This is a genomic window from Actinomadura chokoriensis (genome assembly GCF_041463665.1).
GTDB classification, from domain to species: domain Bacteria; phylum Actinomycetota; class Actinomycetes; order Streptosporangiales; family Streptosporangiaceae; genus Spirillospora; species Spirillospora chokoriensis_A.
Genome location: NZ_JAXCEJ010000006.1, coordinates 190996 through 210682, shown reverse-complemented (window position 1 = coordinate 210682; position 19687 = coordinate 190996). Strand labels below are relative to the sequence as shown.

The 19687-nt window shown below is 74.0% G+C and carries 21 protein-coding genes; 12 read left to right on the top strand and 9 right to left on the bottom strand.

Annotation, left to right across the window (positions count from 1 at the left end):
- Positions 1 to 4: 4 nt before the first annotated feature.
- From SM418_RS13190 to SM418_RS13180, 3 genes are all read right to left on the bottom strand, one after another.
- Positions 5 to 1156: an acyl-CoA dehydrogenase family protein gene (locus SM418_RS13190; RefSeq protein WP_371942177.1), complete on the bottom strand. Its 1152-nt coding sequence runs from the start codon at positions 1154 to 1156 to the stop codon at positions 5 to 7.
- Positions 1157 to 1303: 147 nt separating this feature from the next.
- Positions 1304 to 1741: a vWA domain-containing protein gene (locus SM418_RS13185; protein ID WP_371942176.1), complete on the bottom strand. Its 438-nt coding sequence runs from the start codon at positions 1739 to 1741 to the stop codon at positions 1304 to 1306.
- Between the two features lie 709 nt (positions 1742 to 2450).
- Positions 2451 to 2813, bottom strand: a complete 363-nt coding sequence (locus SM418_RS13180; RefSeq protein ID WP_371942175.1) for a DUF3099 domain-containing protein — start codon at positions 2811 to 2813, stop codon at positions 2451 to 2453.
- A 73-nt stretch (positions 2814 to 2886) separates the two neighbouring features.
- On the opposite strand from SM418_RS13180, the gene SM418_RS13175 reads away from it, so the two are divergent.
- Positions 2887 to 3099 (top strand): dodecin, encoded by a 213-nt coding sequence (locus SM418_RS13175; protein WP_371942174.1) that lies wholly within the window; start codon positions 2887 to 2889, stop codon positions 3097 to 3099.
- Positions 3100 to 3198: 99 nt separating this feature from the next.
- On the opposite strand, the gene SM418_RS13170 is transcribed toward SM418_RS13175, so the two are convergent.
- Together SM418_RS13170 and SM418_RS13165 are read right to left on the bottom strand one after the other, a co-directional pair.
- Positions 3199 to 4572: a metallopeptidase TldD-related protein gene (locus SM418_RS13170; RefSeq protein ID WP_371942265.1), complete on the bottom strand. Its 1374-nt coding sequence runs from the start codon at positions 4570 to 4572 to the stop codon at positions 3199 to 3201.
- Positions 4573 to 4577: 5 nt separating this feature from the next.
- A complete protein-coding gene (locus SM418_RS13165; RefSeq protein WP_371942173.1) occupies positions 4578 to 6077 on the bottom strand; it encodes a TldD/PmbA family protein in 1500 nt (499 codons plus the stop codon).
- A gap of 151 nt (positions 6078 to 6228) precedes the next feature.
- Between SM418_RS13165 and SM418_RS13160 the strand changes: the two genes are divergently transcribed.
- Positions 6229 to 6933 (top strand): beta-ketoacyl-ACP reductase, encoded by a 705-nt coding sequence (locus SM418_RS13160; RefSeq protein WP_371942172.1) that lies wholly within the window; start codon positions 6229 to 6231, stop codon positions 6931 to 6933.
- Positions 6934 to 6938: 5 nt separating this feature from the next.
- Positions 6939 to 7724 (top strand): enoyl-ACP reductase FabI, encoded by a 786-nt coding sequence (fabI, locus tag SM418_RS13155; RefSeq protein WP_371942171.1) that lies wholly within the window; start codon positions 6939 to 6941, stop codon positions 7722 to 7724.
- Between the two features lie 55 nt (positions 7725 to 7779).
- Here the strand turns inward: fabI and SM418_RS13150 are convergent, their stop codons facing one another.
- The 3 genes from SM418_RS13150 to SM418_RS13140 all read right to left on the bottom strand — a co-directional run bounded on the left by SM418_RS13150 (position 7780) and on the right by SM418_RS13140 (position 11379).
- Complete coding sequence (locus SM418_RS13150; protein WP_371942170.1) at positions 7780 to 8412, bottom strand: hypothetical protein; 633 nt, start codon at positions 8410 to 8412, stop codon at positions 7780 to 7782.
- Positions 8413 to 8515: 103 nt separating this feature from the next.
- Positions 8516 to 10429: a helix-hairpin-helix domain-containing protein gene (locus tag SM418_RS13145; RefSeq protein WP_371942169.1), complete on the bottom strand. Its 1914-nt coding sequence runs from the start codon at positions 10427 to 10429 to the stop codon at positions 8516 to 8518.
- The gene (locus SM418_RS13140) at positions 10426 to 11379 is read right to left on the bottom strand and encodes an aldo/keto reductase (RefSeq protein ID WP_371942168.1); all 954 of its coding nucleotides are present in this window, start codon (positions 11377 to 11379) and stop codon (positions 10426 to 10428) included. Before SM418_RS13140 ends, SM418_RS13145 begins: the two co-directional genes overlap by 4 nt.
- A 133-nt stretch (positions 11380 to 11512) precedes the next feature.
- Between SM418_RS13140 and SM418_RS13135 the strand changes: the two genes are divergently transcribed.
- Positions 11513 to 12142 (top strand): hypothetical protein, encoded by a 630-nt coding sequence (locus SM418_RS13135; protein ID WP_371942167.1) that lies wholly within the window; start codon positions 11513 to 11515, stop codon positions 12140 to 12142.
- Positions 12143 to 12190: 48 nt separating this feature from the next.
- On the opposite strand, the gene SM418_RS13130 is transcribed toward SM418_RS13135, so the two are convergent.
- The gene (locus SM418_RS13130) at positions 12191 to 13171 is read right to left on the bottom strand and encodes a magnesium and cobalt transport protein CorA (RefSeq protein ID WP_371942166.1); all 981 of its coding nucleotides are present in this window, start codon (positions 13169 to 13171) and stop codon (positions 12191 to 12193) included.
- A gap of 58 nt (positions 13172 to 13229) precedes the next feature.
- Here SM418_RS13130 and SM418_RS13125 point away from each other — a divergent pair, with 58 nt between their 5' ends.
- The 8 genes from SM418_RS13125 (at position 13230) to mshC (ending at position 19652) form a co-directional block, all read left to right on the top strand.
- Positions 13230 to 13943 carry a histidine phosphatase family protein gene (locus SM418_RS13125; protein ID WP_371942165.1) on the top strand — a complete coding sequence of 238 codons (714 nt, stop codon included), beginning with the start codon at positions 13230 to 13232 and terminating at the stop codon, positions 13941 to 13943.
- A gap of 10 nt (positions 13944 to 13953) precedes the next feature.
- Entirely contained in the window at positions 13954 to 14502 is a 549-nt protein-coding gene (locus tag SM418_RS13120; protein ID WP_371942164.1) for a DUF3090 domain-containing protein, read from the top strand.
- Between the two features lie 54 nt (positions 14503 to 14556).
- Entirely contained in the window at positions 14557 to 15348 is a 792-nt protein-coding gene (locus tag SM418_RS13115) for an SCO1664 family protein (RefSeq protein ID WP_371942163.1), read from the top strand.
- Positions 15349 to 15426: 78 nt separating this feature from the next.
- Positions 15427 to 16188: an NRDE family protein gene (locus SM418_RS13110; protein WP_371942162.1), complete on the top strand. Its 762-nt coding sequence runs from the start codon at positions 15427 to 15429 to the stop codon at positions 16186 to 16188.
- Between the two features lie 49 nt (positions 16189 to 16237).
- Complete coding sequence (locus tag SM418_RS13105) at positions 16238 to 16405, top strand: hypothetical protein (protein ID WP_371942161.1); 168 nt, start codon at positions 16238 to 16240, stop codon at positions 16403 to 16405.
- Positions 16402 to 17379 (top strand): ABC transporter permease, encoded by a 978-nt coding sequence (locus SM418_RS13100; protein WP_371942160.1) that lies wholly within the window; start codon positions 16402 to 16404, stop codon positions 17377 to 17379. The genes SM418_RS13105 and SM418_RS13100 overlap by 4 nt, the downstream gene beginning before the upstream one ends.
- A 7-nt stretch (positions 17380 to 17386) precedes the next feature.
- Positions 17387 to 18331, top strand: a complete 945-nt coding sequence (locus SM418_RS13095) for an ABC transporter permease (RefSeq protein WP_371942159.1) — start codon at positions 17387 to 17389, stop codon at positions 18329 to 18331.
- A 91-nt stretch (positions 18332 to 18422) separates the two neighbouring features.
- A complete protein-coding gene (mshC, locus tag SM418_RS13090) occupies positions 18423 to 19652 on the top strand; it encodes a cysteine--1-D-myo-inosityl 2-amino-2-deoxy-alpha-D-glucopyranoside ligase (RefSeq protein WP_371942158.1) in 1230 nt (409 codons plus the stop codon).
- Positions 19653 to 19687 lie beyond the last annotated feature (35 nt).

The window sequence follows — 19687 nt, the reverse complement described above, 5'->3', positions numbered from 1 at the left end:
CCCGTCAGACCTGGATGTCCTTGGCGATGATGGTCTTGAGGACCTCGCTGGTGCCGCCGTAGATCCGGGCGACGCGGGCGTCGGCGTACAGGCGCGCGATCGGGTACTCCAGGATGTAGCCGTAGCCACCGTGCAGCTGCAGGCACTTGTCGACGACGCGGCCCTGCACCTCGGTGCAGAACAGCTTGCAGACGGCGGCGTCGGCGGGGGTGAGCTCCCCGGCGTCCAGCGCCTCGATGCAGCGGTCGACGAGCGAGCGGGCCGCCTCGACCTCGGTGGCGCACTCGGCGAGGACGAACTTGGTGTTCTGGAACGACGAGACGGTCTTGCCGAAGACGGTCCGCTCCCGCACGTAGGCGCGGGCGAACTCGACCGCGGCGGCGGCGGACGCGTAGGAGCTCGTCGCGATGCCGAGGCGCTCCTCGGCCAGGTTGTGGGTGAGGTACTCGAAGCCGCGCCCCTCCTCGCCGAGGAGGTCCTCGACGGGCACCCGCACGTCGGTGAACGACAGCTCGGCGGTGTCGGAGCTGCGCAGCCCGATCTTCTCCAGCTTGCGGCCGACCGCGTAGCCCTCGCTCCTGGTGTCGACGGCGAGGATCGATAGCCCGGCCCGGCGGTTCTCCGGCGTGGCGGGGGAGGTGCGGGCCACCACCAGCACCCGGTCGGCGAGGACGCCGCCGGTGATGAACGTCTTGGCGCCGTTCAGGACGTAGTGGTCGCCGTCGCGCTTCGCCGTGGTCTGCATCCCGGCGAGGTCGGAGCCGGTGCCGGGCTCGGTCATCGCGATGGCCGTCATCATCTCGCCGGACGCGAACGGCGGCAGCCAGCGCTTCTTCTGCTCCTCGTTGCCGTACTTGAGCAGGTAGGGCAGGACGAGGTTGACGTGCACCCCGTAGCCGCCGAAGCTCACGCCCGCGCGGGCGCACTCCTCGGAGATCACCGCCTGGTACTTGAAGCTGGTCTCGCCGGCGCCGCCGTACTCCTCGGGCACCTGGATGCCGAACACGCCCAGCTCGCCGAGCTTGAGGTAGAAGTCGCGCGGCGGGTGGCCGGCGTTCTCCCACTCCTCGTAGACCGGGGCGACCTCGGCGTCGATGAAGGCGCGGATCGTGTCCCGGAACGCCTCGTGGTCCTCGTTGAAAACGGTGCGGCGCACGCCGTCCCCTCTCCGCTGCGTTACTAACAGAACGCTAACTTAACTCGAATGCAGTTCTAGAATCAAATATGAGAACGCGTGCGGGCTCGCGGGCGGGGAGGAGCGCCGGGTGCGTGGGCGGCGTTCCGTCGGCGAGGCTCCGGGAGGTCAGGGGCTGACCCGCTGGGACAGCGCCCGGAGGACGAGCGCCTGCACCTGACCGGGCGTCTCGGCCACGTACGCGTCGCCGCGCGTGAGCCGGGCGATCTGCCGCAGTTCGTTGACGTCCACGTCCTCGCCGTTGCCGAACATGTTGATCAGGATGGGGCGCTCGGGGTCGTACTCGCGCCGTATGTGGTCCAGCGTCTCGGCGAGCGAGGGGCCGCCCGGGTCCTCGTTCCGGCCGTCCGTCCACAGCAGGATCGAGTTCACGTACTCCGGTTTGTAGGTCCGCTCCATGTAGTCGAACGCCGCCATGACCGTCTCGTACAGGCCCGTGTCGCCGCGCTTCTTCACCTTGATCTGCGCGAACGCGCTCAGCATGCGCTGGCGCCGCGTGGCGGACCCGAGCCGCTGGCCCAGCGGCCCGGTTCGCTTCTGAGACATATCCGTGATCTGTCTCGTAGGGCTAGGTGTGATGTTCGTCTCATGGGCGTCCATCGTCAAGGGGCCGCTCAGGACCTGGCGGGGACTTCGGCCGGCGGCCGCCGTGGCGGCGTCCGCCGGACGTGACGAGCGTCACCGCGATGCGGCGGGCGAGCGGCTCGTCGTGCGCGCACCACACCGGGCCCGGCCACGCCGGCAGACGCGGCGTGCCGTGCGGTAGCGGCCGTCCAGCCGGAATCCTGGGTCCACCAGACCCGCTCGGGCGCGAGGATGGCGTTGTCGCCGCTCTGCAGTACCACCGCGTCCCGGAATGGATCGGTCTGCAGCAGGCCGTGCCGAGGGAGGGCGCTCGGCCGGGACGTCCGCGCCGCCGCACGGATTCGCGGGCGAGAAGTTCGGACCGGCCGGGTTTCGGTCGGTGGCCGGAGCAGGCCATCGCCCGGGCTTGCCGCCGCCGCGGGAATGTGCTTCAGGCCGGGCGGGCCGTCAAGGGCGGGTCACGGGGGTGCCGTCGCCGGATCGGCGGAGTCCCAGGAGAACCCCCGGACATTGAAAAGCGGCGCCGGGTGGATACGGGGGCAATCCACCCGGCGCCGCATCATCGGTGTTCCGACGGGGGCCCGGAACACCGGCACGGGCGCTCCGACGGGGGACCAGAGCGCCGGTACAAATCGTACACCGAAACCCCCCGCGGTTAGTCAAGGGAATGTCACGACCCGATTTCCGGTCGCTGTCCGGAATCGGGCTTCTGTCCCGGCTCTACGTCCGACCTGCCGAGCTCCCGGCCCGTCCGGTCCCCGAAGGTCGCCGAGGCCGTCGGCTCCCGCCCCCCGTTCGCGAAGATCACCGCGATGTAGGGGAGGAGGACCGCCCCGACCACCATGAGCACGGCCAGCCACCACGGCGCCCCCGCGATCGCGGCGACGACCGCGCCGACGAAGCAGAGGGTGCGGACTCCCATGGAGATCAGGTACCGGCGCTGCCGGTAGCCGATGTCCTCGGACATGGGACGGGGAGCGTCGGTGACCGTGTAGACCTCCGGCTCCCTGTGGTGGCGGGGATTGACCTTCACGTTTCCACGGTAAGCCCATGGGGTCCGGCCTGCGACGGCAGTACGGGTCAAAACATCGCATCGGGAGGACGACATGACCGATCGCACGTACCGGGTCACGGAGATCGTGGGGACGTCCCCGGAGTCCGTCGAGACCGCGATCCGCAACGGCGTGCGGCGCGCCGCGCAGACCCTCCGCCATCTGGACTGGTTCGAGGTGGCCGAGGTCCGCGGCCAGATCGAGGACGGGGAGGTCGCCCACTTCCAGGTCACGATGAAGGTCGGCTTCCGCCTGGAGGACGCCTGAGCCCGCCGTGAACCGGACGCCGTGAACGGATGCCACGGACGGGCCACCCACGAAACGGCGAAGGGCCCGCCCCCGGCCGGAGGCGGGCCCCGAGGGGCGTCAGGACGCCTGTGAGACCGTCGACATGTTGAAGTCGCCGACCCTGATCGGCGGCATGGCGGTGCGGGTGAAGTAGTCCGACCATTCGCGCGGCAGCGTCGGCCGGGTCTCCCCGACCTCGGCGAGCCGCGACAGCAGGTCGACGGGGCTCTCGTTGAACCGGAAGTTGTTCACCGCCCCGACGACCTCGCCGTTCTCGACCAGGTAGACGCCGTCGCGGGTGAGGCCGGTCAGCAGCAGGCTCTGCGGGTCGACCTCCCGGATGTACCACAGGCAGGTGAGCAGCAGCCCGCGCTCGGTCCGGGCGACCATCTCCTCCAGGGACGCGCCGCCGTCCGGTCCGACCAGCGCGAGGTTGTCGATGGGCGGGGTGACCGGCAGCCCGGTCCGCTCCGCCGAGTGCCGGGTCTGGGTGAGGGAGTGCAGCGCCCCGTTCCGGATCCAGTCGGTGGCGCCGAGCGGGAGGCCGTTGTCGAACACCGACGACTCGCGGTCGGAGGCGTGCGCGATGACGAAGGGGGGGCACTCCATCCCGGCCGCGGACGGGTCGCTGGACAGGGTGACGGGGAGGCTCGCGAGGCGGTCCCCGACGCGGGTGCCGCCGCCGGGGGCGCTGAACACCGTCCGGCCGTCCTCGGCGTCGTGCGCGCCCGCCGACCAGTACAGGTAGATCATCAGGTCGGCGACGGCGGACGGCGGCAGGATCGTCTCGTACCGCCCGGCGGGCAGGTCCACGCGCCGCTCGCCCCACTCCAGCCGCCGCGCGAGGTCGCCGGTGAGCGCGGCGACGTCGACGCCCGCGAAGTCGCGGGTGCCGACCCCGGCCCACGCCGAGCCGCCCGTGCCCTTGGCGTTCAGCTCCAGCAGCCCGGTCGGCTGGTCGTGGCGCAGCCGCAGCCCCACCGAGTTGCCGACGAACGTCGAGGTCAGGACGTGGTTGGCGAACCCGTACAGGCGCCGGTCGGCGGCCTGCGCCGCGGCGAACGCCTCGCCGAGCGCGGGCGCGAGCCCCTCGAAGACGCCGATGCCGGTCTCGGCGGGCTCGTCGTCCCAGCCCGCCCCAGAACCCTCGGCGACCAGGGGCTGGGCGTCCTCGGCGGGCTCGTTGCCGGCGGCGTCGGCCTCGGCGGCGCGGACCAGGTCCTCGATGGCGTCGGCGCCGACCGCCGAGCGGGAGACGACCCCCGCCGCGACGCCGTCTGCGGTGCGGCGCAGCGCGATGACGGTGAGGCGGCTGGAGCGGGTCACCCCGTTGGTGGTGAGGGTGTTGCCCGCCCACCGCAGGTTCGCGGTGCTCGACTCGTCGGCGATGACGACGCAGTCGTCCGCGCGGGACAGCGCCAGCGCCCGCTCGACGGCCTCCTGCGGCCCGATGGCGCTCACTGGCCCGCCTCCTTCAGGGTGTTGAGGACGTTGACGCCGCGGAACAGCGCGGCCGGGCAGCCGTGGCTGACCGGCGCGACCTGCCCCGGCTGGCCCTTGCCGCAGTTGAACGCGCCGCCCAGCACGTAGGTCGCCGGCCCTCCGACGGCCTCCATCGAGTTCCAGAAGTCGGTCGTGGTGGCCTGGTAGGCGACGTCGCGCAGCTGCCCGGCCAGCCGCCCGTTCTCGATCTTGTAGAAGCGCTGCCCGGTGAACTGGAAGTTGTACCGCTGCATGTCGATCGACCAGCTCTTGTCGCCGGCGATGAAGACGCCGCGCTCCACCCCGGAGATCAGCTCCTCGGTGGACGGGCCGTTCTCGGCCGGTTCGAGCGAGACGTTCGCCATCCGCTGGATCGGCATGCTGGACGCCGCGTCGGCGAACGCGCAGCCGTTGGAGCGGTCGGCGCCGGTGAGGCGGGCGATGCGCCGGTCGGTCTGGTAACCGGTGAACAGGCCCTCGGACACGATGTCGAACGACCGGGTCCGCACGCCCTCGTCGTCGTAGCCGATTGTGGCCAGGCCGTGCTCGGTGGTGCGGTCGCCGGTGATGTTCATGACCTTGGAGCCGTACTGCATGGTGCCGAGTTTGTCGGGCGTGGCGAAGGAGGTGCCGGCGTAGGCGGCCTCGTAGCCGAGCGCCCGGTCCAGCTCGGTGGCGTGCCCGATCGACTCGTGGATCGTCAGCCACAGGTTGGACGGGTCGATGACGAGGTCGTACACGCCCGGGTCGACCGACGGCGCGGCGAGCTTCTCGGCGAGCAGCTCGGGGATGCGGGCGAGCTCGCCGTCCCAGTCCCAGTGCTCGCCGGACAGCCACTCCCACCCGTACCCGGCGGGCGGCGCCAGCGTGCGCATGGTGTCGAACACGCCGTCGCCGATGCCGACGGCGTTCACGACCGGGTGGAGGCGGACGCGCTGCTGGGTGGTGACGGTCCCGGCGAGGTCGGCGAAGAACTTGTTCTCCTTGACCTGCAGCAGCGTCGCGTCCACGTGGTCGACGCGGTCGTCGCCGAGCAGCCGGCGGCTCCAGCCGGCCAGCAGCGCGACCTTGTCGCCGGTCGGCACCGCGAACGGGTCGGTCTCGTACGCCGAGACCCAGACGCGCTCCCTGTGGACGGGTTCGGGCGCCAGCTCGACGGGCTCGCGGTTGACGGGCTTCGCGACGACCGCGACCTCGACGGCCTGCGCGGCGACGCGGGCGGCCCCGTCGGGGGTGAGGTCGATGCCGGCGGCGAAGCCCCAGGTGCCGTCCTTGACGACCCGGACCGACAGGCCGACGTCGTCGGCGTCGATGGCGGTCTCCAGGGCGGCGTCGTACAGTCGCAGCGTCTGGCTGCGGATGCGTTCGAGGCGGAAGTCGGCGTGCTCGGCGCCCAGTTCCCGGGCCCGGGTCAGGGCCGCGTCGGCCAGCGCGCGAAGCGGCAGCGCGGTGAAGGCGGGATCGATGTCATGCACCCTCAGCAACCTACCCGCCGGACCCGGGCCGGGGCGGTGAACAAACCGGGGTCGGCGGATCTTGTCGGTTCGGCACATCCGCAGGGCGCCGCACGGGCCGCTAGGGTCGTGCAGCAGTCATCTGAGCAGGAAAGTCGATGAGAGGGTCGTGATGAGTCGCTCTGTCCTCGTGACCGGCGGTAACCGGGGCATCGGCCTGGCCATCGCCCGCGAGCTGTCCGCGGCGGGCGACGCGGTCGCCGTCACCTACCGGTCGGGCGAGCCCCCCGAGGGGCTGTTCGGCGTCCGCTGCGACGTCACCGACGCCGAGGACGTCGACGCCGCGTTCGGCAAGGTGGAGGCCGAGCAGGGACCGGTCGAGGTCGTCGTCGCCAACGCCGGCATCACCAAGGACACCCTGCTCGCGATCATGAGCGAGGAGACGTTCACGTCGGTCCTCGACACCAACCTGACCGGCGCGTTCCGGGTCGCGAAGCGGGCCGTGAAGGGCATGATGCGCAAGCGGACGGGCCGGATCGTGCTGGTCTCCTCGGTCGTGGGGCTGATGGGCTCGCCCGGGCAGTCCAACTACGCCGCGTCCAAGGCGGGCATGGTCGGGTTCGCCCGCTCCCTCGCCCGCGAGCTCGGCTCCCGCAACATCACGGTCAACGTGGTGGCGCCCGGGTTCGTCGACACCGACATGACGGCGGTCCTCAGCGAGGACCAGCAGAAGGCCATCACGGCCGCGGTCCCGCTCGGGCGGATCGCGCGGCCGGAGGAGATCGCGAAGGCGGTGCGCTTCGTGGCGAGCGAGGACGCCGCCTACATCACCGGGGCCGTGATCCCGGTCGACGGCGGACTGGGAATGGGGCACTGACGATCATGGGAATCCTCGAAGGCAAGCGCATCCTGGTGACCGGCGTCCTCACCGACGCCTCCATCGGCTTCCACGTCGCGCGGGTCGCGCAGGAGCAGGGCGCCGAGGTCGTCCTGACCGCCTACCCGCGCCCGACGCTGACGCAGCGGACCGCCAAGCGGCTGCCGACCGGCCCGGACGCGCCGCCGCCGGTCATCGAGCTGGACGTCACGAACGCCGAGCAGCTGGGTGCCCTCGCCGGGAACCTGCGCGACAGCGGCTTCGACCATCTCGACGGCATCGTCCACGCCATCGGGTTCGCGCCGCAGACCGCGCTCGGCGGCAACTTCCTGGAGACGCCGTGGGAGGACGTGGCGACCGCCGTGCACGCCTCCACCTACTCGCTGAAGTCGCTGACGATGGCGTGCCTGCCGCTGATGAAGGACGGCGGCTCGGTCGTCGGCCTGGACTTCGACGCCACCAAGGCGTGGCCGGTGTACGACTGGATGGGCGTGGCGAAGGCCGGCCTGGAGTCGTGCGCCCGCTACCTCGCCAAGTACCTGGGCCCGCAGGGCATCCGCGTCAACCTCGTCGCCGCGGGGCCGCTGGCCACGATGGCCGCCAAGAGCATCCCCGGCTTCGAGGGCATGACGGACATGTGGCCGAAGGCGGCCCCGCTCGGCTGGGACGTGAAGGACAGCGAGCCCACCGCCCGCGCGTGCGCGGCGCTGCTGTCGGACTGGTTCCCCGCCACCACCGGCGAGATCGTCCACGTCGACGGCGGCATCCACGCCATCGGCGCCGCGTACTAGCCGCGTACTGGCCGGGTACTGGCCGGGTACTGGCCGCGGCGCCGATCGCGGGCCGTCAGCGCGCCCTCCGGCGGCGGAGGGCGCGTCCGGCGACGCTGACGTTGAGGGCGCCGACGGCGCCCGCGGCGCCCGCGGCGGCCGCGACGACGAGCATCTGGTCGTTCCCCGCGCCGGACGCGGCGACGGGGGAGATGAGCCGCGTCTGCGGCATGGCCGCGGTGCCGCCGGACGCGTTCCGGTAGGCGTTCGGGTCCGCGGCGATCTCGGGGGTCGGCAGGATGCCGGGCAGCCCGGCCGCGGCCGCGCCGCCGGAGAACGGCTTGAGGCCCTCGCCGCCGGTCATCGTGGACGGCCCGGCCCCGGCGCCCTGGCCGCCGCTCGGGGACGTGGCCGGCCGGCTCGGGGCCTTCGCCGGCGAACCGCCCGCCGACGGCTTCGTGGTCTTCTTCGTGTCGTTCTGGCCGGTCCTCTTCGGAGTGGGCGTCGGCGTCGGCGTGGGGCTCTTCGGGGTGAGCGCCTCGCGCAGGTTGCCGAGGTTGCACTTCCAGTTCTCGATCGTGCTCTCCGGGTCGACGCCCTCCTTGCACGTCTCCGCCGCCCCGGCCGCCGGGGCGGCGAGCACGAGGACCAGCGCGCCCACCGAGACCGCCGCCGAAGCCGAACCGAGCCGCCTGAGCCCCTGGGGCATGTCGCTCCTCCACCCGATGCCGTGCCTGACCCTGTTGACATCGTGTCCCATACGGGGCCGTCCGTAAACCGGGACACGAGGGTTTCTTTACCCCGTCACGGCCTCACTGGACCACCAGCGTCGCGAGCCGGGTGCGCCGCGGCGGCGTCCCGTCCTCGCGGACGGCCCTGGCCAGCGCGGGCCCGGCCGCCTGGACGACCGACAGGTGCCGGCGGGCCAGCCCGAACGCTGTGGCCACCAGCGGCCGTGACAGTCCCTCGCCGGACATGACCGCGACGACGGCGGGGCGGCGGGTCCCGCGCGCCTGCGCGACGGGCACGGCCCAGCCGTGCCGCAGCCGGGACGCCTCCGCCGGGGCGACCACGACCGGCCCGGCCGGGAACTCGACGTCGAGGCCGTGCGGGCCGCCGCCGGTCACCACGCCGGTCTCGCCGGCCGCGGCCTGAGGGAGCGGCGCCGCGACGACCACGCGGTCGCCGGGGTCCATCCCGCCGAACGCGCCGGGGCCGGGGTTCAGCCGCGCCTTGAGCGCCGCGTTCAGCGCGCCGGCGCCCGCCGGCCCGCCGGCGGCCGGCGCGACGACCTGGACGTCCTCGACGGGGATGCCGAGCGCGCGGGGGATCGAGTCGGTGACGAGCTGGACGGCCCGGTGCACCGCCTCGCCGGGATCGGCGGCGGGCACGATGACGACCTCCCGGCCGGGCGCGTCCACCGCGGCGAGGGCGCCGCCGCGTACCGCCTCCGCCAGCGCGCCGAGCGGCCCGGACGGCGCCGCCGCGTCCAGCGCGACGACGGGGACGGTCTCCGACGCCTCCAGGTCGTCCAGCGGGCGGCCGGGCCCGGCGGGCGGCGCGGCGCCCGGCTCGGCGCACAGCACCAGGTGGGCGCCGTCGGGGCACGCCTCGGCCAGCACCGCGCACAGCTCGACGTCGAGCGCCGAGGCGTCCGAAACGATGAGCAGGTCGAGGTCGAGCGGGGACCGCTCGCCACGCCCGTAGACGACGGCTCCGGGCGCGGCCGACGGGTCCTCCCGGGGTTCGAGGAGCCGGTGCAGGCCGGTGACCGCGACCCCGTCGGGGGCGGCCAGCCCCGCGGCGGCGCGGTCGGTCGGCGCGGCGACGGCGGCCCGCAGTCCCTCGCTCGCCGCGGCGCCGGCGATGGCGGCGGCGGTCGCCGCGAGGTCCTCCGGCGTGCCGCGCAGGATGCTCACCCCGGTGCGGAGCGCGGCGGTGAGCGCGAGCGACCGGTCCTCCGGCAGCCCGTCCCGCAGGCCCTTGACGGCCGCGTCGTCCAGCAGCGGCGCCGCCGTGAGCGTGAGCCGCTGGAACCCCTCGGCGGCCGCCTCCTCCGCGAGCGCCCACCGCGCCGCGCCGAGCATCTCCTCGGGCTCCTCCGGCTCGGCGTCCTCGTCGAAGGACTCCTCGTCGAACTCGGGCTCCTCGGTGAGGGAGAGGACCTCGGCCTCGTCCAGCGCGGCCTCCACGGCCCGACGCGGGTCGGGGACCCCGGCGCGTTCCAGCGCGGACGTCACCTCGGCGGCGGGCGTGACCGTGTGGCCCCCGCGCGCCGCCTCGGTCAGCAGGTACAGGACGAGGGCCCGCCCGCGCCGGACGTCGCCGGGCACGGCCTGCGCACCGAGGACGGCGCGCGCGAAATGGTCGGCCTGCGCGGGCCGGACGCCGGGGACGAGCAGCAGCCGCCACGGGTCGGCGCGCAGCCGCTCGGCGGCGTCGGGGCCGAGCCGGGCGGCGGCGCGGGCCGCCAGCCGTGCGGGCACCCCCGCCGAGCCGAACAGCTCGGCGAGGTCGCGCAGGCCGTCCTGCGCGTTCCGGGCCGGCTCCGGGGCCGGCGGCGGAGCGGGTTCCGCTGCTCGCCGGCCCTCCAGCGCCCCGGCGGCGGCCTCGGCGGCGCGCATGGCCGCCGCGGCGCGCGCGGCCCGGTCGGCCGGAGAGGGCTCGTCCGGCGTGCGGCCGTCCGGCGTGCGGTCGGTTGGCGTGCGGTCGGTGCTGTCGGTCACGGGCTTCCTGTAGCGGTGTCGGAGACGTCGTCGAGCGCGCCGCGAATCTCGGTCGGGAGCGTCACGTCCTCGCTCTCCAGGATCGCGCCGAGCTGCGCGGCGGTGCGGGCGCCGACGATCGGCGCGGCGACGCCCTCGCGGTCGCGGACCCACGCCAGCGCCACCGCGAGCGGCGAGCGGCCGAGGCCCTCGGCGGCGGTCACCACCGACTCCACGATGCGGGCGCACTCCTCGTCCAGGTACGGCTGGACGAACTCGGCGAAGTGCGGGGCCGCGGCGCGCGACCCGGCGGGGATGCCGGTGCGGTACTTCCCGGTGAGCACGCCCCGGCCGAGCGGCGACCACGGCAGCAGCCCGGCCCCGGCGTCCAGCACGGCCGGCACGACCTCGCGCTCGATGTCGCGGCGCAGCAGCGAGTACTCCAGCTGCGCCGACACCACCGGCGCGCGGCCCGGCCAGGCGCGCTGCCAGGCGGCGGCCTTGGCGACCTGCCAGCCGGCGTAGTTCGACACCCCGACGTAGCGGGTGCGGCCGGACGCGACCGCCTCGTCCAGCGCCGACAGCGTCTCCTCCAGCGGCGTCGCCGGGTCGTAGACGTGCAGCTGCCACAGGTCGACGTGGTCCAGGTCCATCCGGTCCAGGGAGGCGTCCAGGGCGCGCAGCAGGTGCCGGCGGGAGCCGTCGTAGCGGCCGTTCGGCCTGATCGCGGCCTTCGTGGCGATCACGAGGCCGTCCCGGTCGACCGTCTCGCGCAGCAGGTGGCCGAGGATCCGCTCGCTGACGCCGCCGGTGTAGACGTCGGCGGTGTCCACCAGCGTGCCACCGGCCTCCACGAACGCGACGAGCTGCGCCGCGGCCTCGTCCGGGTCGGTGTCCTGCCCCCAGGTCATGGTGCCGAGGCCCAGCCGGGACACCAGCAGCCCGCTCCGCCCGAGGTGACGCTCTTTCATAGGCGGCCAATGTAGCGGTCCGCGCCGGGCGCGCGGAAAGCGAGCGATCATCCGCGCGGATCTCCCCGTCCGGCGCAAAGATCCCTGGTGGGATCTATTGCCGGGGGGCGCCGCCGGGCTAAAGTTCGCAGCCATGGCGCCACCCCCGTTCTCCATGTACTCGCCGAAGTCGCCGGACGGCGACTTCGGCCCGGCCGTGGCGCCGGTGTTCGGCGCGGGGCCGGGCGACGATCCCGGCTACCTCGCCTCGCTGCGCGCCGGGACCGAGCTCGGCCGGCTGCGCGCGATGATGCTGGTGCTGCTCGCCGCGCCCGTCCTCATCCTGGCGATCATGCCGCTGATCGTGGAGGACGGCCGCGGGGACACGCCCCCGTGGATCTACGCGCCGCTGGCCGCCGCCGCGCTGGTCGCGCTGCTGGCCGGCCCGCGCGCGCCGCGGCCGATCCGGCCGGGGGCCGCGCCCGCCGCGCCCGCCGCGGCGGCCCGGGCGGCGCTGATGGTGTTCCGGCAGGCGGTGCTGCTGCGGTTCGCGCTGGCCGAGGGCGTCATCCTGCTGGGCCTGCCGCTGGCGATGGTCGGGCACAGCGAGCTGGTGTTCGTCGCCGGGTTCGCGGTCGGCTACCCGATGCTGGTCTGGCTGGCGCTGCCCACGCGCGGCGGAGTGGAGCGGATGCGGCGGCGGCTGGAGTCGCTGGGCGCCGAGACGCACCTGTGGGCCGTCCTGCTCGCGGCCCCGCCGCCCCCGCCCGCCGACGCGTCGTAGCCTTCCCCGGCGGCAGTCCTCCCGCGGACCGGGCCGCGCCCCCGGCGATCAGAGCCAGCCGCTCTTGCGGAGCCGCCGGAACAGCAGCACGCACGCGACGGCCATCACCGCGATGACCAGCGGATACCCGACGGTCCAGTGCTTCTCCGGCATGTGGTCGAAGTTCATCCCGTAGATCCCGGCGATCGCGGTCGGCACCGCGATGATCGCCGCCCACGCGGAGATCTTGCGCATGTCCTCGTTCTGCTGCTTGCCGAGCAGCGCCAGATGTGCGGTCAGCACGCTGTTGAGCAGCTCGTTGTGCGCGTCGACCTGCCCGTCCACGCGCAGCAGGTGGTCCAGGACGTCGCGGAAGTACTCGCGGGTGGAGCCGCATTCGGCGACCCGGCCCTTGACGATCTCCTGCAGCACCGGGACGAGCGGGTCCTCGGCGCCGCGGAACTCCAGCACCTCCCGCTTGAGGGAGTAGATGTCGGCGGTGACGTCCCGCGCGCGCGGGTCGAACACGGCCCGCTCCAGCCCGATGATGTCGACCTCCACCTCGTGCGCCACGAGCCCGTACCGGTCGACGACCTCGTCGCACACCAGGTAGAGGACGGCGGTCGCGCCGTGCTTGAGCAGCTCCGGCGACTCCTCCAGCCGCGCGCGGACCGGGCCGAGCGGGTTCCCCGCGCCGTGCCGGACGGTGACGACGAAGTCCCGGCCGAGGAAGACCATGATCTCGCCGACCTCGATGTCGGACGTCTCGTCGATGTAGGTGAGCGTCTTCAGCACCACGAACAGCGTGTCGTCGTAGCGCTCCATCTTGGGCCGCTGGTGCGCGGACACGGCGTCCTCGGCGGCCAGCGGATGCAGGCTCAGCTCCTCCTTGACCAGGTCGAACTCGGCCTCGTCCGGCTCGAAGAGGCCGATCCACAGGAAGCAGTCGCCGTCCTCGCGGGCGAGGTCGAAGGCGTCGCTGATGTCGCCGTCGATGTCGCGGCGCGTCCCGCCCGCGTAGATGGCCTTGTCCACGATCACGGTACGCATTCTCCCGCATCCGCGCCGAGCTCCGGCTGAATGCCGGAGATCTCCTAGAGTGGCCGCTGTGACAACCCTTCTCCTGGTGAGGCATGGCCTGACCGCGATGACCGGCCCGGTGCTCGCCGGATGGACGCCCGGCGTGCGCCTCGACGACCGCGGCCGCGCCCAGGTCACCGCGCTCGCCGCCCGGCTGGCGTCCCTCCCGCTCGCCGCAGTCGTGTCCAGCCCCCTCGAACGCTGCGCCGAGACCGCCGGGGCGATCGCGTCCGGGCACGCCCCGCCCATCGAGAAGATCGAGTCCGACGAGCGGTTCGGTGAGGTCCGCTACGGCGACTGGACGGGCCGCCCCCTCAAGGAGCTCGCCGAGGAGCCGCTGTGGCGGGTCGTGCAGGCGCATCCGAGCGCCGCGCGGTTCCCGGGCGAGGACGGCGAGTCCCTCGCCGCCGCGCAGCACCGAGCCGTCACCGCCGTCCGCGACTGGAACGCGCGCGTCGCCGCCGAGCACGGCCCGGACGCCCTGTACGCCGTGTGCAGCCACGGCGACATCATCAAGTCGATCGTCGCCGACGCCCTCGGCCTCCACCTGGACCAGTTCCAGCGGATCCAGGCCGATCCCGCGTCGCTCACCGTGATCCGCTACACCGAGACGCGGCCGTTCGTCGTCCGGGTCAACGACACCGGCGGCGACGTCGCCGCCCTGGTTCCCGAACCGGCGGCGGAACGTTCCGGAAAAGACGGACTCGGGGCGAGTGACGCAGCCGTCGGCGGCGGCGCGTAGGGTCAATGCCATGCCCGTCATCTCCTACGACCTGCCGGAGCGTTTCGTCGCCGGCGCCGTCGGGCGGCCCGGCGACCGCGCCTTCTACCTGCAGGCCCGCTCCGGCCGCCGCGTCACCAGCGTCGGGCTGGAGAAGTTCCAGGTGACGCTGCTCGCCGAGCGCCTGGAGGAACTGCTGGACGAGGTGCTGCGGCGCAGCGGCGGGGACGCCCCGGTGCCCGCCGTCGCCCCGTCCGAGCTGCAGGACGACGGCCCCCTCGACCAGCCGGTGGAGGAGGAGTTCAGGGTCGGCGCGATGGCGCTCGCCTGGGACCCCGACGACGAGCAGGTCGTCATCGAGGCGCAGGAGGTCACCGAGACCGAGGAGGAACCCGAGGTCGGCGAGGACGACCCCGCCATCGTGGTGCTGCGGGTCCGGATCAGCGCCGCGCAGGCCCGCGCGTTCGCCGAGCGCGCGCTGAAGGTCGTCGCCGCCGGGCGCCCCCCGTGCCCGCTGTGCGGCCTGCCGCTCGACGGCGACGGGCACGTCTGCCCCCGCCAGAACGGCTATCTGGGCTGAGATGACCCCCCCTTCGTGCTGGATCATGGACGACGCGGCCGGGAGAATGAGCGCATGACGCAGTCCTCCCGGGACCGGGCGCCCGCCGGCGGCGCCGGCGGCGACGCGCCCGGACGCCCGGTGTCCCCCCGCGACGCGGCCGCCGCCGAGCGGCTGCTGTCGGCCGGGCGCCTCGCCGTGGAGGGCCGCCTCGTCCAGGCGTCCAACGCCACCCTGTACTGCTCGATCGAGCACGACGGCCGGACCGCCAACTGCGTCTACAAGCCCGTCGCCGGCGAACGCCCGCTGTGGGACTTCCCCGACGGCACCCTCGCCGAGCGCGAGGTCGCCGCCTACGAAGTCTCCAAGACCATGGGGTGGGGCACCGTCCCGCCCACCGTCCACCGCGACGGCCCCTACGGCCCCGGCATGGTGCAGCTCTGGGTGGAGCCCGACCCCGACGTAGACCTCGTCGTCCTGTCCCGCTCCGACGACGAGGCGATCCGCCGCATGGCGGTGTTCGACGCGGTCGTCAACAACGCCGACCGGAAGATCGGCCACATGCTGCCGCCCGGTGACGGCCGCGTCTACGGCTGCGACCACGGCGTCTGCTTCTCCACCGAGTACAAGCTCCGCACCGTCCTGTGGCAGTGGCGCGGCAAGCCGCTCACTCCCGAGGCGCTCGAAGCCCTCGGCCGGGTCGAGGCGGGCCTCCGCGGCGACGGCGACCTCGGCGCCCGCCTCGCCGAACTCCTCACCGCAGACGAGGTCGACGCCACCCGCCGCCGGGTGGAGCTCATGCTCAAACACCGCATCCACCCCTACCCCCCGGAAGACTGGCCGGCGATTCCCTGGCCGCCCCTCTAGCCCAGGGCCCAAGGAACCCGCGCCGGCGGGGGTGGGGTCGAGGTTTAGGGGAAATTGGCGAAGTGCTGGAATTGGGGGATGTGTACGGCGATCGTCAGTGTCGAGCCCTCCTCTCCGGTGCCGGTCCTCGTGGTGGGGGTCCGGGACGAGTTCATCGCGCGGCAGTGGGAGGGGCCGGGGCGGCACTGGGCGGAGCGGCCCGGGCTCGTCGGGGGGCGTGACCTGCGGGCGGGCGGGACATGGCTGGCGGTGGAGCCGGCGGCGCCGCGGCTGGCGGTCGTGCTGAACGGGCGCGGGCGGATGGCGCCGGAGGCGGCGCGGTCCTCGCGCGGGGAGCTGCCGCTGCGGGTGGCGGCCGAGGGCAAGCTCGGCGAGCTGGATCTGGCGCTGTTCGACCCGTTCCATCTCGTCGGCGCGGAACCGGACCGGGTCCGGCTGTGGAGCTGGGACGGGGAGACCCTCGGCGAGCGGGAGCTCGGGCCCGGCCTGCACATGATCGTCAACAGCGGGCTGGAGGGCGAGGGGCAGCTGGAGGGGGAGACCGAGGACGCCTACATGGCGGCGCGGCTGGCGCACTTCCGGCCGCGGCTGGCCGCCGCGCCGCGTCCCGAACCCGGGGCGGACGAGCCGGTGGAACGGGCGTGGGGCGCCTGGTTCCCACTGGTGAACGGGGACGGGCTGCCCCGAGCCGACCACCGGGCGCTGCTCCCGCTGCTGGACCTCGGCGACGGGCGGGTCTGGGGCACGACCTCGGTGAGCCTGGTCGCGCTCGGCCGGGGCGTCCGGTACGACTTCTCCGCCGCGCCGGGCGAGGGCGACGCCTGGTCCCGGGTGCTGTAGACGATTCCGGCTGCGATGGTGTGACGCTGGGTGCTAAATTGGCCACTTAATGCGATCTTCGTCAGGGGTGGCCGGCGGGGCCGCGCCCGTCGCCGCCCGGCTCGTCGCGCCGGCGGGACGCGGCGGCGGTGAGGGCCGCGTCGCGGACGGGACGCCGGAGGCCCGCCGCCCGCCGCGGTTCCGGGCCCGCCACCTCGACCAGACCGCGTTCTCATGACCGCGCACGCCGGCCTGGAGGCGCGCAAGCCGCCGGCGGACGCCGCGGACCGCGCCGCGGCGGAGCCGGTGCGGAGCCGCAGCCCCTCCCGGCTCGCGTGGGAGCGGTTCCGGCGCGACCGGACCGCCGTCGCGTCCCTCGCCGTGCTGATGCTGATCACGGCGTTCGCGGCGCTGGCGCCGCTGTGGGCGCACCTGACCGGCCACCCCTACGCCGCGACGTTCCCGCGCACGGGCCTGGACGCGGGCGGGCAGCCCCGCGGCCCCGGCGCCGGGTTCCCGCTCGGCGCCGACCAGCTCGGCCGCGACGTCCTCGTCCGCGCCGCCTACGGGGCGCGGATCTCGCTGACCGCCGGGATCGGCGCGGCGGCGCTCGCCTCGGCCGCCGGGACCCTCGCCGGGACCCTCGCCGGGTTCGCCGGGGGAGCCCTGGACACGCTGCTGGCCCGGCTGATGGACATGGTCCTCGCGCTGCCCTACCTGCTCGTGGCGATCATGCTGGCGACCACCGTGCGGGTCTCCTCCTCCGCCGCGAGCCTCGCGATGACGATCCTCGTCATCGCGTTCTTCTCGTTCGCCGCGTACGGCCGCACCATCCGCGGGCAGGTGCTGTCGCTGAAGCAGAGCCAGTTCATCGAGGCGGCCCGCGCCCTCGGCGCGTCCGACGCCCGGATCATGGCGGGGGAGATCCTGCCGAACCTCGCCGCGCCGATCACCGTGCTGACCTCGCTGCTCATCCCGTCCTCGATCGTGTCGGAGGCGACGCTGTCCTTCCTCGGCGTCGGGGTGCGGCCGCCGATGCCGAGCTGGGGGTCGATGCTCGGCGAGGGCGGCGACGCGTTCCGCACCGCCTGGTGGCTGCTCGCCGTCCCCGGCTCCCTGCTGCTGGCGACGACGCTGGCGTTCAACCTGCTCGGCGACGGCGTCCGCAACGCCTTGGACCCGCGCGGCGAACGCGCCGCCGGCGGGAGGTGACCGGCCCGTGCCGAGGCTCGTCGTCCGCCGCCTGCTGTACGCGGTCGTGGTGCTGTGGCTGGTGTCCACGCTGACGTTCGTGATCCTGCACGTCTCGCCCGTCCCGGTGGAGCGCGTCCTCGGCGGGCCCCTCGCCACCGCCGAGACGTTCGCGCAGATCCGCCGCAACCTGGGCCTGGACCGGCCGATCCTCGTCCAGTACTGGCGGTTTCTCGCGCGGCTGCCGCGCGGCGACCTCGGCGACTCCTACGTCAACGGGTCGCCGGTCACGGCGCTGATCGGCGACCGGCTCCCCACGACGCTCTGCCTGGTCTCCGGCGCGGCGGTGCTGTGGTTCGCGGGCGGCCTCGTCACCGGCGTGGCGTGCGCGGCGCGGCCGCGGAGCGTGCGGGACCGGACCGTCACGGTGTTCGTGCTGGCCGGCCTGTCCACGCCGCCGTTCGTGATGGCGCTGGCGCTGCTGTACCTGTTCACGACGGGGCTCGGCGCGGCCGGCGTCCACGTGTTCGAGGCCGGCCCGCCCCTGCAGGAGAACTTCCTCCGCCGGATGGTCCTGCCGTGGTTCGCGCTGGCGTTCCTGATGATGGCCGCCTACTCGCGCCTCACCCGCGCGTCGATGCTGGACGTCCTGAGTGAGGACTACGTGCGCACGGCGCGGGCCAAGGGGCTGCCGGAGCGCCGCGTCGTCCGCCGGCACGCGCTGCGGGCGGCGCTGACCCCGGTCGTCACCCAGCTCGGCATCGACCTCGGCGGCCTGATCGGCTCCACGATCGTCACCGAGAAGGTGTTCGGGCTGCAGGGCGTGGGGCAGCTCGTCTACCAGTCCATCGCGGCCGGCGACACCCCGGTGATCATCGGGGTGACGCTGCTGGTGACGTTCTCGGTGACCGTGGCGAACCTCCTGGTCGACATCGGTTACGCGTTCCTGGACCCGCGTCTCCGCCACGCCTGACCGGTCCGGGCGCGGTTCCCCCGCCCCTCCTGGGGACATTTGCCGTGATCTCGGAGGAATGTCACGAGCAGCGCATGGATAAGCTTTCGGTATGCGATCGTGGCCCGCCTCCGAAGTCCCCAGCCTGCCCGACGCGGGCCTCCCCGCGGCCGACCGTCCGCTGGCCCTCCACGACACCGGCACGGGCACGGCGCGTCCCACCGCCCCGGGCGACACCGCCCGCATGTACGTGTGCGGCATCACCCCCTACGACGCGACCCACATCGGCCACGCCAACACCTACCTGGCGTTCGACCTCGTCAACCGCGTCTGGCGCGACCTCGGGCACCGGGTCTGCTACGTGCAGAACGCCACCGACGTCGACGACCCGCTCCTGGAACGTGCCGAGCAGACCGGCGAGGACTGGCGCGCCCTCGCCGACCGGGAGATCCAGTTGTTCCGCGAGGACATGACCGCGCTGCGGATCCTGCCGCCGGACCGGTACATCGGCGCGGTCGAGGCGATCCCGCTCGTCGTGGAGATGATCGAGAAGCTGCGCGGCCGCGACGCCGCCTACGAGGTCGACGGCGACGTCTACTTCCCGGTCGAGTCCGACCCCTCGTTCGGGCGGGTCAGCCGGCTGACCCGCGCGGGCATGGCGCCGCTGTTCGCCGAGCGCGGCGGCGACCCCGACCGGCCCGGCAAGCGCGACCCCCTCGACCCCCTGCTGTGGATGGCGCGCCGCACCGGCGAGCCCGGCTGGGACTCCCCGTTCGGCGAGGGCCGCCCCGGCTGGCACGTCGAGTGCTCGGCGATCTCCGTCGAGTACCTCGGCATGGCGTTCGACGTCGAGGGCGGCGGTTCCGACCTCGCCTTCCCGCACCACGAGATGAGCGCCGCGCACGCCCAGGTCGCCACCGGCGAGCGCCCCCACGCCCGCGCCTACGTCCACGCCGGCATGGTCGGCCTGGACGGCGAGAAGATGTCCAAGTCGCGTGGCAACCTGGTGTTCGTGTCGAAGCTGCGGGACGCCGGAACCGACCCGATGGCGATCCGGCTGGCGCTGCTGGCCCACCACTACCGCGCCGACTGGGAGTGGACGGGCGACGCGCTGGACGGGGCGGCCGGCCGCCTCGCCCGCTGGCGCGCCGCGGCGGCCCGCCCGTCCGGCCCGCCCGCCGCCCCGCTGGCCGCCACGGTCCGCGGGCACCTGGCCGACGACCTCGACGCCCCCGCCGCACTCGCCGCCATCGACGCCTGGGCCGCCCACGACGGCCCCGACGAGCAGGCCCCGGCCCAGGTCAGGGCCATCGCCGACGCACTCCTCGGCATCGCCCTCTGACCCCCGGGCGGCTCACCTCGAGCACGTAGCGGCCG